Annotated in this window: 14 protein-coding genes; 5 read left to right on the top strand and 9 right to left on the bottom strand. The window is 66.0% G+C overall.

The features are described from left to right. Positions 1 to 30: 30 nt before the first annotated feature. Genes AC1POX_RS00810 through AC1POX_RS00795 form a run of 4 tightly spaced genes read right to left on the bottom strand, consistent with a single transcriptional unit; the run spans position 31 to position 3,876 of the window. Complete coding sequence (locus AC1POX_RS00810; RefSeq protein WP_014088983.1) at positions 31 to 1,503, bottom strand: ABC transporter permease/substrate-binding protein; 1,473 nt, start codon at positions 1,501 to 1,503, stop codon at positions 31 to 33. Next, positions 1,500 to 2,237, bottom strand: coding sequence for an ATP-binding cassette domain-containing protein (locus AC1POX_RS00805; RefSeq protein ID WP_372357128.1), 738 nt, complete (start codon positions 2,235 to 2,237; stop codon positions 1,500 to 1,502). The genes AC1POX_RS00810 and AC1POX_RS00805 overlap by 4 nt, the downstream gene beginning before the upstream one ends. A gap of 48 nt (positions 2,238 to 2,285) precedes the next feature. After that, positions 2,286 to 2,681: an EF-hand domain-containing protein gene (locus AC1POX_RS00800; RefSeq protein ID WP_011345899.1), complete on the bottom strand. Its 396-nt coding sequence runs from the start codon at positions 2,679 to 2,681 to the stop codon at positions 2,286 to 2,288. Then, positions 2,671 to 3,876 (bottom strand): DesA family fatty acid desaturase, encoded by a 1,206-nt coding sequence (locus AC1POX_RS00795; RefSeq protein WP_011345898.1) that lies wholly within the window; start codon positions 3,874 to 3,876, stop codon positions 2,671 to 2,673. Before AC1POX_RS00795 ends, AC1POX_RS00800 begins: the two co-directional genes overlap by 11 nt. A gap of 147 nt (positions 3,877 to 4,023) precedes the next feature. On the opposite strand from AC1POX_RS00795, the gene AC1POX_RS00790 reads away from it, so the two are divergent. Further along, positions 4,024 to 4,869, top strand: a complete 846-nt coding sequence (locus AC1POX_RS00790) for an ABC transporter ATP-binding protein (protein ID WP_372356634.1) — start codon at positions 4,024 to 4,026, stop codon at positions 4,867 to 4,869. A 197-nt stretch (positions 4,870 to 5,066) separates the two neighbouring features. Beyond that, a complete protein-coding gene (locus tag AC1POX_RS00785; protein WP_218554475.1) occupies positions 5,067 to 6,074 on the top strand; it encodes a TIGR00266 family protein in 1,008 nt (335 codons plus the stop codon). 28 nt (positions 6,075 to 6,102) lie between these two features. Here the strand turns inward: AC1POX_RS00785 and AC1POX_RS00780 are convergent, their stop codons facing one another. Next, entirely contained in the window at positions 6,103 to 7,374 is a 1,272-nt protein-coding gene (locus AC1POX_RS00780; RefSeq protein WP_449364108.1) for an amidohydrolase, read from the bottom strand. 273 nt (positions 7,375 to 7,647) lie between these two features. Here AC1POX_RS00780 and AC1POX_RS00775 point away from each other — a divergent pair, with 273 nt between their 5' ends. Continuing rightward, positions 7,648 to 8,691, top strand: a complete 1,044-nt coding sequence (locus AC1POX_RS00775) for a patatin-like phospholipase family protein (RefSeq protein WP_372356633.1) — start codon at positions 7,648 to 7,650, stop codon at positions 8,689 to 8,691. Positions 8,692 to 9,095: 404 nt separating this feature from the next. On the opposite strand, the gene AC1POX_RS00770 is transcribed toward AC1POX_RS00775, so the two are convergent. Beyond that, positions 9,096 to 11,294 (bottom strand): TonB-dependent siderophore receptor, encoded by a 2,199-nt coding sequence (locus tag AC1POX_RS00770; protein ID WP_372356632.1) that lies wholly within the window; start codon positions 11,292 to 11,294, stop codon positions 9,096 to 9,098. Positions 11,295 to 11,587: 293 nt separating this feature from the next. After that, a complete protein-coding gene (locus AC1POX_RS00765; RefSeq protein WP_003490476.1) occupies positions 11,588 to 12,070 on the bottom strand; it encodes an Lrp/AsnC family transcriptional regulator in 483 nt (160 codons plus the stop codon). 127 nt (positions 12,071 to 12,197) lie between these two features. On the opposite strand from AC1POX_RS00765, the gene phhA reads away from it, so the two are divergent. Together phhA and AC1POX_RS00755 are read left to right on the top strand one after the other, a co-directional pair. Next, positions 12,198 to 13,088 carry a phenylalanine 4-monooxygenase gene (gene phhA / locus AC1POX_RS00760; RefSeq protein ID WP_372356631.1) on the top strand — a complete coding sequence of 297 codons (891 nt, stop codon included), beginning with the start codon at positions 12,198 to 12,200 and terminating at the stop codon, positions 13,086 to 13,088. Between the two features lie 137 nt (positions 13,089 to 13,225). Continuing rightward, complete coding sequence (locus tag AC1POX_RS00755) at positions 13,226 to 13,870, top strand: DMP19 family protein (RefSeq protein ID WP_372356630.1); 645 nt, start codon at positions 13,226 to 13,228, stop codon at positions 13,868 to 13,870. Positions 13,871 to 14,096: 226 nt separating this feature from the next. Here AC1POX_RS00755 and AC1POX_RS00750 read toward each other — a convergent pair whose 3' ends face one another. Together AC1POX_RS00750 and AC1POX_RS00745 are read right to left on the bottom strand one after the other, a co-directional pair. Continuing rightward, positions 14,097 to 15,209: a GDSL-type esterase/lipase family protein gene (locus AC1POX_RS00750; RefSeq protein ID WP_372191483.1), complete on the bottom strand. Its 1,113-nt coding sequence runs from the start codon at positions 15,207 to 15,209 to the stop codon at positions 14,097 to 14,099. Between the two features lie 222 nt (positions 15,210 to 15,431). Next, positions 15,432 to 16,094, bottom strand: a complete 663-nt coding sequence (locus AC1POX_RS00745; RefSeq protein ID WP_008575029.1) for an RpiB/LacA/LacB family sugar-phosphate isomerase — start codon at positions 16,092 to 16,094, stop codon at positions 15,432 to 15,434. Between the last annotated feature and the right edge of the window lie 52 nt (positions 16,095 to 16,146).

The following is a 16,146-nucleotide window of genomic DNA, read 5'->3' as shown; positions in this document are numbered from 1 at the left end:
GCGCTCGGTTTTCAGCGATTGAACGCCGCGTCACTGCCGCTGGCTGATCCGCAACCCACGCGGCGTTACCCATCGCTCGGCGCCTTCGAACACCGCCTGCACCAGCAGCGCAAGCACGGCAGCGGGAATGGCGCCTTCCAAAATCAGGCCGATATCGTCCAGGCGGATGCCGGTGAGAATCGGTTGGCCATAGCCGCCCGCACCGATCAGCGCACCCAGCGTGGCGGTGCCCACATTGATCACCGCCGCGGTCTGGATGCCGGCCACGATCGTGCGGCGGGCCAGCGGCAGTTCCACCCGCCACAGGCGTGTCCACGCGGGCAATCCGATGGCGTGCGCAGTCTGGCGCAGTTCGCGTGGGATCGAGGTCAGCCCTGCATGGGTGTTGCGCACGATCGGCAGCAGGCTATACAAGAACAGCGCGGCAATCGCCGGCTTGGCGCCGATGCCGAACAGCGGAATCATGAAGACGAATACCGCCAACGACGGCAGCGTCTGCAGCACACCGGTCAACGACAACACCACCTGCCCCAGACGTGGACGCCGCGCCGCCAGCACGCCCAACGGCAGCGCAAGCAGCAACGCCAGACCCAAAGAAATACCCACCAACGCCAGATGCTCGCGCGTATGCCGCAGCAGCCGCGTCAAACGCGAGTCCGTTTCAGAGGCCGGCGTGACGCCCAGCCAACGCGCGGCAACCGCCGCTTCGGACTGCCGCTCCAGTTTGACCTGTGCATTGAGCCGTTGCATGGTCGCTTCATCGATGCGTCCTTGCACCCCCCGCAAGGCCTGCAGCATCGCCGGCGAGCGGTGCGCCAGATCCTTGCGATACACAAAAATCGCCTGGTAGTCCGGGAAATAATGGCGGTCGTCGCGTAGCACCTGCAGCTGGTAATACGGAATTTCCGCATCGGTGCTGTACAGATCGGTGACCTCGATGGCGCCGCTCTGCAACGCGCGATAGGCCAGGTCGTGATCCAGCCCGGTCGCGGCCTGCGGCAGCGCGTACGCCGCGCGCACGCCCGGCCAGCCATCGGCGCGCTGCATGAACTCATTGCTCAGACCGATCTTGAGGGTGGGATGTCGTGCAAGATCCGACAACGAGGCGATGCCCAATGCCTGCGCACGTTCGCGCTTCATACCGAAGGCATAGGTGTTCTGGAAACCCAGCGAATCGGTCATCGCCAGCCCGCGTGCGTCGAGTGCGGCACGCAGCTCGGCCTGGCTGGCGTTGGGCAGTTGCAGCAGCTCCTGTGCCAGCGTGCCGGTGTATTCGGCATACGCGTCGATCTGCCCGGTCTCCAGCGCCCGCCACAGGATGCGCGTGCCACCGAGTTGTGCGCGGTGCTGCACGTCTACACCATCACGTTTGCCGGCGGCGGTGGCGATTTCGCCAAGAATCACCGCTTCGGTGAAGTTCTTCGACCCAATGGTGACCTGCGCGGCCTGCGCGCTAACACTGCAGATCAGCCACACCACGGCGATGAGCGCACGCGCCATCATGCGGCATCGCCAATGCTGCGCTGGGCGGTGAGAAAGCGCTGCACGAACGCATCGGCCGGCTGCTCCAGCAGATCGCGCGCACGGCCTTGCTGCACGATGCGGCCGGCGCGCATCAGCACCAGGTTGTCGGCCAGATAGGCGGCTTCGGCCACGTCATGCGTCACCAGCACCACGGTCTTGCCCAGCTGCGCGAACAGTTCGCGCATCTGCGCCTGCAGGTCGTAGCGCACGATGGGATCGAGCGCGCCGAGTGGTTCGTCCAGCAACAAGGCCGGCGGGTCCAGCATCAATGCACGAATCAGCCCTACCCGCTGGCGTTGACCACCGGAGAGTTCGGCCGGGTAGCGCGCCAGCAACTGCGTTGGCAATTGGCACAGGGCGCACAAGACATCCAGACGCGCCTCGATGCGTTCCCGCGTCCAGCCCAGCGTCTGTGCCAGCAAGGTCACGTTGCTGCGTGCATCCAGATGCGGAAACAGGCCGCCTTCCTGGATGACGTAGCCGATGCGTTGCCGTTGCGCCTGCAGGTTGGCGTGCTGCAACGGGGTGCCGTCGAAAGCGACCGTGCCGCTGTCCGGCCACTCCAGCCCGACCAGCATGCGCAGCACGGTGGATTTGCCGGCGCCGCTCGGGCCGATCAATGCGGTCGTGATGCCGCTGGCAAACGTCAGCGAGACAGCATCGAGTGCGATGGCCTGGCCGTAGCGGCGGCTGACCCGGTCGAGAGTGAACATGCGGCCGAGCTTGCCGAACGCAGCGTCAGCCACGCGCGAAGGTGCGCATCAGCGGGGCGGCGCCAGCAGTTCGCGTGCACTCAGGTAGCCGTCGCCATCGGCATCCTGCCGCGCGAAGCGCGCGATCAAGGTGGCACGATGCGCCGCACGGGTGATCGGCTTGCCGCGACGGCCCGGCAGTTCATCGCCTTGCAGCACGCCATCGTGATCGGTATCGCGTTGATCGAAGGCGTAGCTCATCCAGGCCAGATATTCGTCCAGGCTCACCCGCCCATCGCCATCGGTATCCATGCGCTGCAGATATTGCTGGCTGTCCTGGACCTGGGCCTGCGCGGCAATCGCCGGCACACAGGCACACCACACGACCAGCAAGGCACGCACGATCACGCCACGCGCCCGGTGTACACGCACCACAGCGCGCCTGCCGCCCGGGTTACGCACCACTCAGCGCATACCCCTTGAGCCGCGCCGCATACGCCTGCAACGCGGCATTGCCGCTGGCCTCGGCCTCATGGCACCACTGCTGCAATTGCCGGAGCCGTTCGGACGCATCGTGGCTGCGCGCTTCCAGTACCGCGGTCAGCCGCGCACGGTACTCGACCAGCGTGCGCATGCGCGGACGCTGCGCCACCCATGCCTGCAACTGTGCACGCGCGTCCGGCTTGAGCCAGCGCCCGTCGTCGACCAGGCCCTTGCGCAGGCGACGCGGCAGCAACTCGCGCAGCTTGGCGCCGGTGACGGCCGCCTCTTCGCGCAACGCCGGCTTGAGCACATTGCGCTGGTAGTCGGTCATGGCCTGGAACCGGTGCGAGAGCAGCGCCTTGAGCGTGTCGGCATCGGGCACGGCGATATTGGGGCGGATATCCAGCGACGGCGCCACCCGCAACACCTTGGCAAGGCCCAGTGCCTGCAAGCCGCGAATGGCGACCCAACCGATATCCAGCTCCCAACGCCGCATCGAAAACCGCGCCGAGCTCGGGAAGGCATGATGGTTGTTATGCAATTCTTCGCCACCGATCCACAGCGCCCAGGGCGTGAGGTTGGTGGAGGTGTCGGCCGATTCGAAATTGCGATAGCCCCACCAGTGGCCCAGGCCGTTGACCACACCGGCGGCCCAGAACGGAATCCACGCCATCTGGATTGCCCACAACGCAATTCCCGGCAATCCGAACAACACCGAGTTGATCACCAGCAACGCCATCGGGCCGGCGTTGGCATGCGGCGTGTACAGATGCCGTTCGATCCAGTCGCTGGGCGCGCCCTTGCCGTATTGCTCGATGTCGGCACGCTCGGCACGCGCCTGCCGATACAGCTCCACACCGCGCCAGAACACCTGGCCGATGCCCTTGGTCTGCGGGCTGTGCGGGTCTTCCTCGGTCTCGACCTTGGCGTGATGCTTGCGATGGATCGCCACCCATTCGCGGGTGATCATCGAGGTGGTCAACCAGGTCCAGAAGCGGAAGAAATGCGCGATGGCCGGATGGAAATCTACACCGCGATGCGCCTGGCTGCGATGCAGGTACAAGGTCACTGCAAAGATGGTGAGCTGGGTGAAGACTAGCAGCACCGCCAGCATGCCCCACACGCCCAGCCCTGCCACGCCGGAAGTCAGAACGTCGATGATCGGATCGGACAACATCGGCATCTCCACAGCAGCGCTCTCCATTTGATGCAGACATGATGGGGGCGATCGCGGCAAACTTCACCCTTCGGATGCGTAGGGTTGCACCTACATTTCTAAAGCGGTTCAGACCCCCCTTCCCCACTTCCGTCTGCTGTCACCCGTATGACTGTTGCCACCGAACATGCTGCCGATTCCACTGTCGTTACTAACGCCGCCCAGCTGATCGAACTCGACCAGGCCAGCGTGATGCGCGGCCAGGTCCGGGTCCTGCATGCGCTGAGCCTGCGCATCGCGCTGGGGCAGCACACCGCGATCCTGGGGCCCAATGGCTGCGGCAAATCGTCCTTCATCAAATTGATCACGCGCGAGTTGTACCCGCTGGCGCGCGCCGACGGTCTGCCCGCAGTGAAGGTGATGGGACAAACGCGCTGGCAGGTGGATCGCCTGCGCTCGCAATTGGGCATCGTCACCGGCGATCTGAGCGTCAATCTGGCCGACATGCCCGGGCTGGATGTGGAAAGCGCGGTGCTCTCCGGATTCTTCGCCAGCTACGTGGTGCCGCCGCATCGCGAGATCAGCGACGACATGCGTGCACGCGCGCGCGAAGCGCTGGCGCTGGCGCGCGCATTGCCGTTGGTGGACCGGCAATTTGCGCAATTGTCGGCCGGCGAAACGCGCCGTGTGCTGATTGCGCGTGCGCTGGTCAATCGCCCGCAGGCGTTGCTGCTGGACGAGCCGTCCACCGGGCTGGATCTGGTGGCACGCCAGCACCTGCTCGAGACGATGCGGCACCTCGCCCGGCAAGGCATCACGCTGGTGCTGGTGACCCATCACATCGAAGAAATCGTGCCGGAGATCGAACGGGTGATCCTGCTGCGCGCCGGCAAGGTGGTGGCCGACGGCACGCGTGAGGCGCTACTCACCGATGCCAGCCTGTCGGCCGTGTTCGATGGCCCGGTGCGGGTGCAGCGTGATGGCGCGCGCTGTTGGGCAACGGTGGGCGAGTAAGGGCCACCCATCCCGCAGCTCGCGCAGGCCGTGTCCTTGCACGAGCTGCCGGCGATGCTCCGCATCGCGATGGCGAAGCGCTCCGGACGGGCGCACAACCGCGTCACAACCACGCTCTGCAGACATGACCTTGGACACGGGACGCCGCCGCGGCGCTTGCGCTTAGACTCGCCGCACACACAGACAGGAGTCGTCCGATGGCCCAGTGGTATTTCCATAACCCCGGACAGGCCGACCGTATCGGCCCCCTCGACGATGCCAGCGCTCGCGCGCATGCGCAGCGCCAACCCGATGCGCTGGCCTGGCGCGACGGGCTCGATGGCTGGACGCCGGCCCGTCAGCTGGCCGAGCTGCAGGGCGGCGGTAGCGCGCCGCCGCCGTTGACCGGCATGAGCGGGCGCGCAGATGAGATCGACTACCGCATCGTCGGCAACGACATGCAGTTCGTCGAAGTCGAGCTGGACCCCGGCGAAAGCGCCATCGCCGAGGCCGGTGCGCTGATGTACAAGGACGCGGCGGTGCAGATGGACACCGTGTTCGGTGACGGCTCGCATGCCGGTCAAAGTGGCGGCGGGCTGATGGGCAAGCTGCTGTCGGCCGGCAAACGCGTGGTCACCGGCGAAAGCATGTTCACCACCGTGTTCACCCACGCCGGCAGCGGCAAGGCCAAGGTCGCCTTCGCCGCACCCTACCCGGGCACGGTGCTGGCGCTACGCCTGTCCGAGCATGGCGGCCAGCTGATCTGCCAGAAGGACAGCTTCTTGGCCGGCGCGCGCGGGGTGTCGCTGGGCATCGCCTTCCAGCGCAAGATCCTCACCGGCCTGTTCGGCGGCGAGGGCTTCATCATGCAGAAGCTCGAAGGCGACGGCTGGGTGTTCGTGCATGCCGGCGGCACGGTCGTCGAACGCGAGCTGGGCCCGGGCGAGCGTATCGACGTGGACACCGGCTGCGTGGTGGCCTACCACGCCGGCGTGGACATGGACGTGCGCCGCGTTGCGGGCCTGAAGAGCATGTTCTTCAGCGGCGAAGGCGTGTTCCTGGCCACCCTCACCGGCCCGGGCAAGGTCTGGCTGCAATCGCTGCCGTTCTCGCGCATGGCCGGCCGCATGCTGCAGGCCGCCCCGCAAGCCGGCGGCCAACAGCGCGGCGAAGGCTCGGTGCTGGGCGGCCTGGGGCGGTTGCTGGATGGCGATAACCGCTTCTGACCTACATCCCGGCGCGGCCGCGCCCATCTCAGGAGGGCGGCGGCATCACGTTCATCACCGCCAGTGTCATCGCTTCCACGCCGGTCCGGATGCTTGGCTGCGGCACCGGCGCGAAGTCCGGCGAATGGTTCACCGGAATGCGCTCGCCCGTTTGCCGGGCCTGCTGCAGCCACTGTGGATCGAGTCCACCGATGCCGAAGTAGAACGACGGCACGCCGGCAGCGACGAAGGCCGAATAGTCTTCGCTGGCGGCACTCGGTTCGCGCTGGCGCTCGGCATCGACCCCGAACGCCTGCGCGAAAACCGCCCCGGTACGCTCGGCCAGCGCTGCATCGTTGATCACCGCCCTGGACCCGCGCTCGCCCAGGGCGATCTGCGGTACCGGCGCGCCGGCCATCTGCGCACTGGCCAGCGCGGTACGTCGCACGCCGTCGAGCAGCTTGTCGCGCACCTGAGGGTCGTGGCTGCGGATGGTGCCGCGCAGCTGCGCGCGGTCGGGGATGACGTTGCCGGCCGTGCCGGCGTTGAACGCTCCAATGCTGACCACGCCAAACGCAGCCGGGTCTTTTTCGCGACTGATCACGCTCTGCACATCGACAACGAAGCGTGCCGCGATCAGGATCGGATCGATCGTCGCGGCGGGCATCGCACCGTGCCCGCCCTTGCCTTGGAACACCACCTCCAGCGCATCGGAGTTGGAGGTCACCGCCCCGGCCTTGTAGAACACATGGCCGTAGGCATCCGGGCCGACATGCAGGGCAAAGCCGTAGTCCGGCTTGCCGAACCGGGCGAACAGGCCATCGTCAAGCATCGCCTGCGCACCGCGACCCTTTTCCTCCGCTGGTTGGGCGATGAACATCAGCGTGCCGCGCCATTGGGCGCGCAGCTGCACCAAGGTTGCGGCCGTGCCGACCCAGGCCGCCATGTGAATGTCGTGACCGCAGGTATGCGCCACATAGGTATCGCGGTCGCTGGACTGCAGATGGACGTCGCTGGCGTACGCCAGCCCCGTGGTTTCCCGCATCGGCAACGCATCCAGTTCGGTGCGCACCATGATCATTGGGCCGGGGCCATTGTGATACATCGCCACCAGCCCGGTCCGGCCAATGCCCGCGCTGACCTGAAACCCCAGCGCGCGCATTTCCTTGGCCAGCCGTTGCGCAGTCGCGGTTTCCTCGAAGCCCAGTTCGGGGTGCTGGTGCACGGTCCGGTATAGCGCCTCCCAACGTGGATAGTCCCGATCCAGAATGCCATCGACCTGCCGCTTGACCGCTACCGCGTCCAGCGCATGACAGGGCAATGCGGCTAGCAGCAGTGACAGTGCCAGTCCACGCAGCGGACACCGCGCAGACGCGTGATCGAAGATGCTGCTGCTGCAGACTGTGCGTTTGGCCGAGTCCATGCCCTACGGTACCAACGCAAGGACGCCCGATACCATCAGGGCAGGCGAGGTGTGCGCGCAGCGCGCAATATCTGCGCATGACGCCCTGCCGCCCGCCAATGCAGACCGGCGGCCAGGGCTGCGGCGTGTATGCTGCGCCGCTGTCCACATCGCGCCCAGTGCACGCTCGCCATGACCGCCTTTCCTAGCAAGTGCCTCCTGTTGTCCCTGTCCCTGTCACTGGCCGGGCTTCTCAGCGCCTGCGGGGGCGAGCCACGCCCGGCGACACCGGCGCCGGTGGTGCAGGCACCTTCGGCCGCAGCCTCCAAGCCCATCAAGATCGGCGTCGCGCTCGGTGGCGGTGCGGCCAAGGGCTTTGCGCATATCGGGGTGATCAAGATGCTCGAGGCCAACGGTTTCGCACCGGTGGTGGTGTCCGGCACCAGCGCCGGCAGCGTGGTGGGCGCGTTGTATGCCAGCGGCATGGATGCGTTCCAAATGCAGGAAAAGGCCGTCGCGCTCGACCAGACCAGCATCCGCGATGTGCGGCTGTTTTCCGGTGGGCTGGTGCAGGGCCAGAAACTGCAGGACTACGTCAACGAACAGCTCGGCGGCAAGCCGATCGAAAAACTGCGCAAGCCGTTCGCGGCGGTCGCCACGCGGCTGGAAGATGGCGAGCGTACCGTGTTCGTGCGCGGTAATGCCGGCCAGGCGGTACGCGCGTCCAGCAGCATTCCGGGTGTATTCGAACCGGTGACCATCGGCAAATACCACTTCGTCGATGGTGGCGTGGTCAGCCCGGTGCCGGTGGATGCGGCGCGCCAGTTGGGTGCCGAATTCGTGGTGGCGGTGGATATCTCCAGCAAGGCCAGCGGCAAGAATCCGGGGGACCTGCTGGGCACGGTGAACCAGTCGATCTCGATCATGGGCCAGCGCCTGGGCGAGGCCGAACTCAAACGTGCCGACGTGGTCATTCGCCCGAAGGTCAACGAGATCGGCTCGGCCGATTTCAACCAACGTGGTGCGGCGATCCTCGAAGGCGAGCGCGCCGCAATGGCGGTGATGCCGCAGATTCGCGCCAAGATTGCGCAACTGCAGGCCGCGCGCAGCAGCGCAGTCCGGACCGCCGCCGACCAGGCCAAAGCGGCCAAGCAACAGGCGTACGAGCGCTGCCTGGAACAACGCTCGCGTTGGGAAAAACTGCGTGGCAAGGACCAGGCCTGCGTGGCACCGTGATGCGGCTGCGGTGCGAGGCGATCCGCAGTTGATGCCGGTGCCGCGCGAGCTCATGCGGAACTGAGCGGGCGTGGGCGCCTGGTTCGAGACGCGCGCATTTAAACCAGATGCGTAGGGCAACTGCGTTATTGATGCTTGTGCTGATGTCCTGAGGGTGGCCGGACAAGGTCGCGGCCGGGGCCGCTTCGACGACGGCGTGGCGGTTCTTTCGGGTGCGCTGAGACGTGTCGGGTGGGCGCGCGGCCGGGGCCGCTCCGACCGGGGCGGGGGTCTTTGGGTGTATCGGCGACGTCGGCAGGGCCGGCACCGCGCTTGTAGGAGCGGCCCTGGCCGCGAGGCCTTATCGGTAGCAACGCCTGGACTTGATGGGCAATGTCTCAAGCCCAGACGTCATCGGCAATGCCTCAATACCGCCAACGCAGCGACACGCTGACAAAGCGCGGTTCGCCGTAGTTCTGATAATCCAGATTCGCCCAATAGGTCTTGTCGAACGCATTGCGCACCGCCAGCGTGGCGGTCCATTGGTCGCTGATGCGGTAGTTGGCGTTGAAATGCACCAGCGCGTACGGGTTCTGCACCACGGTGACGGGGGTGGTGGCGCCAGTGCCGTCGCCGGTGGGGCGTGCGATATTGAAGCCGCGCACCGCGCTCTGCCAGCTCACGCCGCCGCCGATGCTCAAGCGGTCCCACGTCCCCGGCAGGCGCCACTGGGTGGAGAGCTGCAGATAATCTTCGGGCAGGTTGGCGTAGATCGCATCGGTCGGCGCGCGCGTCACCTTGACGTGGGTATAGCCAGCGTTGATGGTCCAACCGGGTAGCACTTCGCCATTGAAGTCCACTTCCCATCCGCGGCTCTTGGTGCCGTCCACGCCGATGTACGCCGAGCTGCCATCCGGCAGCGAGGCTTCCGGCTGGGTCATGTCGCGCACCGCGTAGTTGTCCTGCTTGGCCTCGAAGACGGCAGCAGTGGCCATCGCATGACCATCGAACAACTGCGCCTTGATACCGGCCTCCAGGTTGGAGCCTTCCACCGGTGCGAGCAGGTTGTTGTCCTTGTCGCGGTAGTTCTGCGGATTGAAGATTTCGGTGTAGCTGGCGTACACCGACACATCCGGCACGATGTCGTAGACCAGACCCACGTACGGGGTGACTTCGTCGCTGACGTCATAACGGCCGCTGGTGCCGGTGTAGCTGCCGCTGGCATTGAACGCCTGGGTGCGGGTCTCCCACGAACTCAATCGCGCGCCGGCAATCAACGACAGCGGGTCGGCCAGCCGCAAGCGCGTGGAGGCATACACGCCGCGCTGGGTGGTGCGTGCCTGGCGACGCGCACCGGTGCGCGTATAGGTCACTTCCGAAGCGTCGCCATTCCAGTGGCGGATGTTGGGAATGAAATAGCAACGTTCGCTGCCGCAGGTGGCCCAGTCGTCGGGATAGGTCTGCGCCAGGGTATAGGTGGTCGATTGCAGGTCCTGCCAGCTGCCGCCGATCACCACATCGTGCTGGCGGCCGAACAGGGCGAATCCGCCGGACAGATACACGTCCACGCTATCGCGCGTGTCCTGCGTTTCGCCAGCGTTGGCGCGCAGAAACACGCTGCTGCCATCGGCGGCCGGGTAGCCGGTGCCGTAGACGCGCAGGCTCTCCACGGTGCCCTTGGTGTGGGCGGCGTTGACGCGCAGCAACCAGTCCTGCCCGAAGCGTTGTTCCAGGTTGGCAAACGCGGTGCTGGTTTCGCGCTGCCAGCGGGTCCATTCCGGCGCCATGTTGGTCGAGCGCGACAGGTTGGCGAAGGAGCCGTCGGCCGCGAAGAACGGCACCGTGCCCCAGGTCGAACCGACCGGGGTGTTGTCCTGGCGCTGGTAGCCCACGGTAAGCGTGCTGCTGTCGGTCAAATCGCCTTCCAGCACCGCCATGCCCGACATCTTGCTGTCGTGGTAGCGGTCGTAGTAGTAATCGCGATCCTGCCAGGCGGCCACCACGCGGCTGCGAAAGCGTCCGTCTTCGGTCAGCGGCGCGTTGACGTCGGCCTGCATGCGGCGGAAATCCCAGGTGCCGGCACTGACTGCAAACGCGGCATCGAAGTCCTTGCCCGGGCGCTTGCGCAACAGGTTGACCGTGGCCGAGGGAATGCCCGCACCGGTGAGCAGGCCATTGGCACCGCGGATCACCTCGATGCGGTCGTAGAAGACCGTGTCGTATTCCTGGTTGGTCGCACCGCTGTAGGTGGGCAGGCCATCGACCTGGAAGTCGGTGATCTGGAAACCGCGCGCGAAATACAGCGGGCGCTGGGTGTCGTAGAACGACACGTTGACGCCGGTGACGTTGCGCATCACATCGTCGATGCTGAACAGCGATTGCTCTTCCAGCCGCTGCAGCCCGATCACGCTCACCGATTGCGGCGTTTCCTGCAAGGTCAGCGGCAGGCGTGTGGTGGTGGCCGGCTGCGCGCGGCTCACCGTGCCGTTGACGCTGACCTGGTCGAGCGTCGTGGCGTTGGTCGCGTCGGCGGATTCGGCGGCATGGGTGGCGGGAGCCAAGGTCGACAGCGCGCACAGCAGCGCGGCAGGCAACAAGCCAAGGGGAGCGATGGCAGCAGACATGGGGCGTTCTCGTCGATCGCTGCGGACGCAGCGCGTCACGCAACAGGGAAAGGCACAGGCACACGCAGGCGTCCACTCGAACCGGCTGGCTGACCCTGCGTGGGCTGGCGATGCGACACGAACGACATGGCCGGACGCGGCCAGGATGTGAGGTAAATGTAAATCGTTATCGTTTATGTGGCAAGCAGCACGTTTCTTGCGTCCGCCTGGAAACCGGCGCGACGCCGGTGCGTCTTGCCGGCTGCGGCATGCGGGCGGCGCCCTGCCCTACTGGCACGCGGCTGGTTTGCACCTCAGGCCAGATGCGACAGCGGCAGACCTTCCGGCGCCTTCACCGTGCGCAGCACGAAGCTGGAATTCACATCCGACACGCCGGTGGCATTGAGCAGGCGATCGAGCAGAAACCGCGAGAAGTGTTCCAGGTCGCGGACCTGTACCTGCAGCAGGTAATCCATGTCGCCGGTCAGCGCCCAGCACGCCACCACCTCGTCCCAGCCGCGCACGCCCTCGGCGAAATGTTCGATGTCGGCCTGCCCGTGCTGCTCCAGCTGCACGCGCACGAACGCCTGCAAGCCCAGCCCCAGCGCGCGCGCGTCCAGGCGCGCGCCATAGCCGGCGATGATGCCGGCCGCCTCCAGCCGCTGGGTGCGGCGCAGGCACGCCGACGCCGACAGATTGACCTGCACGGCCAGCTCCGCATTACTGCTGCGCCCCTGCGTCTGCAGCAGGGCGAGCAGACGCAAATCGGTGCGGTCCAGGGCGATGGGTTGATCCATATGTTGCGCAGCAGCAGACGATGACGCACGAATCTTGCGCCGATCCGCTTGCACCGCGCAAGATTCGCAATCCCGTTGCGCGCACATCCGGCTAAGGTGACGGCTGATCACCGGGAAGAGCCGCTGCATGAATACCGCCCCGCAACGCGTCGAAAACCAGCTCACCGACAAAGGCTATGTGCCGGTCTACACCACCGCGGTGGTGGAGCAGCCGTGGGACAGCTACAGCGCCGACGACCACGCCACCTGGGGCACCTTGTATCGGCGCCAGCGCGAGCTGCTGGTGGGCCGCGCCTGCGACGAGTTCCTGCAGGCGCAGGACGCGATGGGCATGGGCGAAACGCACATCCCGCGCTTCGATGCGCTCAATCGCGTGCTGCAGGCGGCCACCGGCTGGACCCTGGTCGGCGTGCAGGGCCTGCTGCCGGAACTGGACTTTTTCGATCATCTGGCCGACAAACGCTTTCCGGTGACGTGGTGGATCCGCCGGCCCGATCAGATCGATTACATCGCCGAACCCGATCTGTTCCATGACCTGTTCGGCCACGTGCCGTTGTTGATGAACCCGCTGTTTGCCGACTTCATGCAGGCCTATGGCCGCGGCGGGGTCAAGGCGCACGGCATCGGCCCGGACGCGCTGCAGAACCTCACCCGGCTGTACTGGTACACGGTGGAATTCGGTCTGATCGACACGCCACAGGGCCTGCGCATCTACGGTGCCGGCATCGTGTCGTCCAAGGGCGAATCGCTGTATTCGCTGGACTCGCCCGCACCCAACCGCATCGGGTTCGACCTGCAGCGCATCATGCGCACGCGCTACCGCATCGACAGCTTCCAGAAGACCTATTTCGTCATCGACAGCTTTGCGCAGCTGATGGAGGCCACCGCGCCGGACTTCACCCCGATCTATGCCGAGCTTGCCCAGCAACCGCAGGTGCCGGCGGGTGATGTGCTGCCGGGCGATCGGGTGATCCAACGCGGCAGCGGTGAGGGTTGGAGCCGCGACGGCGACGTGTGAGGTCGCTGCCGAGGTCACGCCGACCAACCGCTGCGCGGCGGTGCGGCGCGGTCACGATGCCGCGATGTGACCTGCATCGACTCGACACCACCGCCGACGCGCACTAAGGTCAAACCTCCCTACATCGCCTTCGCTCAATGGACCTGACGCATCTGCGCATCCGGCGCTTGGAGCTGGACGACACCCGCCTGCTGTTCACCCTGGCCAACGGCATCCGCATCGACGAGCCCATCCAGGCGCATCGGCTCCTGCTCAAGGCATCGCCGCCGCAACGCGCGCAATGGCAGATCACCGAGGACGGCTTCGGGGTGAACTGGCCCGCGGTGGCGCCTCCCACCGCGGAGGGCCTGCTCAACATGCCCGAGTTGCTGTGGCGCCGCCGCGCTGCCCGCGCCCAGGCCAAGCTCGCCCAGTTGCGCGGGCGCATGGATGCGCTGTCGCCGGGCGAACGCCAACTGATCGCGCTGGCGCGGCTGGATGCGGACATGAACGAGAGCGGCTACGCCCGCTATTTCGACCGCTGGGATGCGGCGACCCGCAGCGATGCTTTGCGGGGGCTGGCCGCCATGGGCGCGGCGCAAGCGCGTCAAGCCATCGAGGGCCTGGGCGCGGTGTTCGAGCGCCTGGAAGAAGATCCGAATCTGCTCAGCATCGAAGACATTCTCGATGCCATGAGCGACACCGACCGCCAACGCGTGGACGGGTGGGAAGAGGTCTACTACCGCCGCTCGGCCGAACTGGCGCGCCTGGGGCTGACGCACTACGGGGTGGATAAGGCCTGACGGTGCTGGAAAGCTTGCATCGCTGGATGTCGGCCGCGACCACCCCTGACATGGTTTGTGCGCCGGCGTGATCGGCTGTCTGCCGTCGCTGGCTCCTGCCGCTGATCCGCTGCAGCCATCTGCACGTGGAAGCAGGCGACTCGCAGGCTGGCCGTGCCTGATGACAACTCAGCCCATTTGAAAAACGCAGCGCTTCGTTGCAGCTGCGCTGTCTGGGGCGCGAGGGCTACTTGGATGCGGTGTACGCCAGCAACAGCACCAGCGGTTCTTCGCCGGTTTGCTGCAAGGCGTGCGTGCTGCCCGGCCGCGTCAACAACGCATCGCCAGCGGCGACGTTGTATTGCTTTCCGTCCAGCGCATATAAACCGCGCCCACTGACGATGTAATAAATCTCATCCTTGTCGTGCAGATGCAGGCCGATGCCGGCGCCCTTGTGCAGCACGCGTTTGCGCAGCACGAATTTCAGCGCCGGTGCATCTGCGAAGAACGGATACGCCGTGGTCGGGCCGGCGCCGCCATGCGGGCCGGGCTGTTCGCGGGCGAGATCGCGCTCGTGCACCACCAGCGAGGGATGCGCCTGCGCGGCGCGTTGCGCGCTGGTGTCGGGCGCAGCACCGCAATCGGCGTCGCGCTGCAGCTGCGCCTTGAGCGCCGGCTGCAGCTGCAACCAACCGTGCACCACCAGGCAGGCGATGGCGGTCGCGCCGGCGCGGCTGAAGTGGGTACCGTCGGCCTTGCCCTGTTCGGGCACGAACAGGAAATACGGTTTGGCCGCCTGCTCGCCGAGTGCGCGAATCCAGTCGCTGGAACTGGCGTTGAGATCGATCAAGCCAACGTGTTCCTGCGCGGCGAGTTGCTGCATCGCCAAGGTGTAGCGACCGTGGGTGTCGAGCAACGCGCCGAAGTCGTACAACAGCCGGGCGGCCGGCGTAATCAGGATGGGCGTCGCGCCTTTGTCGCGCGCAGTGGCGACATAGCGGCGCAGGAACTGCACGTAGTCGGTCGTGGGATCGGTGTAGCGCGTGGGGTCTTCGCGTTTGGCATCGTTATGGCCGAACTGGATCAGCAAGACATCGCCGCGCTGCAGTTCTTTTGCGATGGCATCCAGCCGCCCTTCGGCGATGAAACTGCGCGTGCTGCGGCCGCCCTTGGCGTGATTGCGCACCTGCCATTGCGCCGGGTCGAACCAGTCCTGCAGCAGCTGGCCCCAACCGGCTTGCGGCGCGCGCTCGGCGCCGTATTGGGCAGCAGTGGAATCGCCAGCGATAAAAATGCGCTGTGGTGCGGCGTGGGCGATGCATGCAAAGAGCAGCAGCAATGCGAACAGCAGCAGACGCATGATGGGCTCCGGGAACAATGCTAAGGACGCGACGCTGTTTCCTTCTCCCATCGGGAGAAGGTGCCCGAAGGGCGGATGAGGATGCGGCGGCAAGGAAATGCAGGACGGCCGTCCTGTCTTCTCAAGCCCTTCAAGCCTCCCCCGTTCAAGCCAGCTGTCTTCCGCCTTATCCTCACCCCAACCCCTCTCCCGGCGGGAGAGGGGCTAAAACGCACCGACTAATTACGCAGCTGCTGCAGCAGCTTCGGTCTTGCCCAGCAGGCCGGCAACGAAGTTGCGGATTTCAGCATCCTGGGCGTTGTCGAAGAAGCACTGCTGGAAGCGCTCGCCGCCGATGGCCTGCTTGATCAGTTCCGGGTCGATGGCGCGCAGGCCGTCCAGGTACGACTTGGCGGTGGCCTGCTTGAGCTGGGTCAGGATGCCGGCGTTGGCCTGCTGCGATTCGCGACGCTCGGCCGGGTAACCCATGCCACGCTCGCCGCTGAAGGCCTTTTCGAAGATGTAGCGCACGTTGATTTCCGCGCCCCAGCCGTAGCCCTTGGCAAACGCCAGCGACAGCGCGTTGCCGTTGTTGACCTGGGCAAACAGGTAGGCGTCGGTCGGCTCGATGCAGTAGCCGCAGAACACGCCCGGATGCGCGTTGAGCGACATCATCGCGCCCTGGCCGGTGCCGCAACCGGCAACCACGAAGTCCACCGCCTTGGAGTTCAGCAGCAGGCTGGCGACGATGCCCAGGTGGATGTAGGTCAGGCGGTGGTCGTTGTCGCCGTCCATGCCGACGTTGAACACGCTGTGGCCCTGCTCGCTGGCGACCTCGTTGAGCTGCTGCAGGATCACCGGGTTCTTGGCGGCCTGGCTAAACTCATTCATGAGTGCGATTTTCATGGGGATGTTCCGATTGGTTTGGGGAAGTTGTGTCGACTGTGGAGTCGGTTGG

Source organism: Xanthomonas sp. NCPPB 3442 (genome assembly GCF_056725145.1).
The sequence above is the reverse complement of the archived record's forward strand: the minus strand, read 5'-3'. Positions and strand labels throughout refer to the sequence as shown.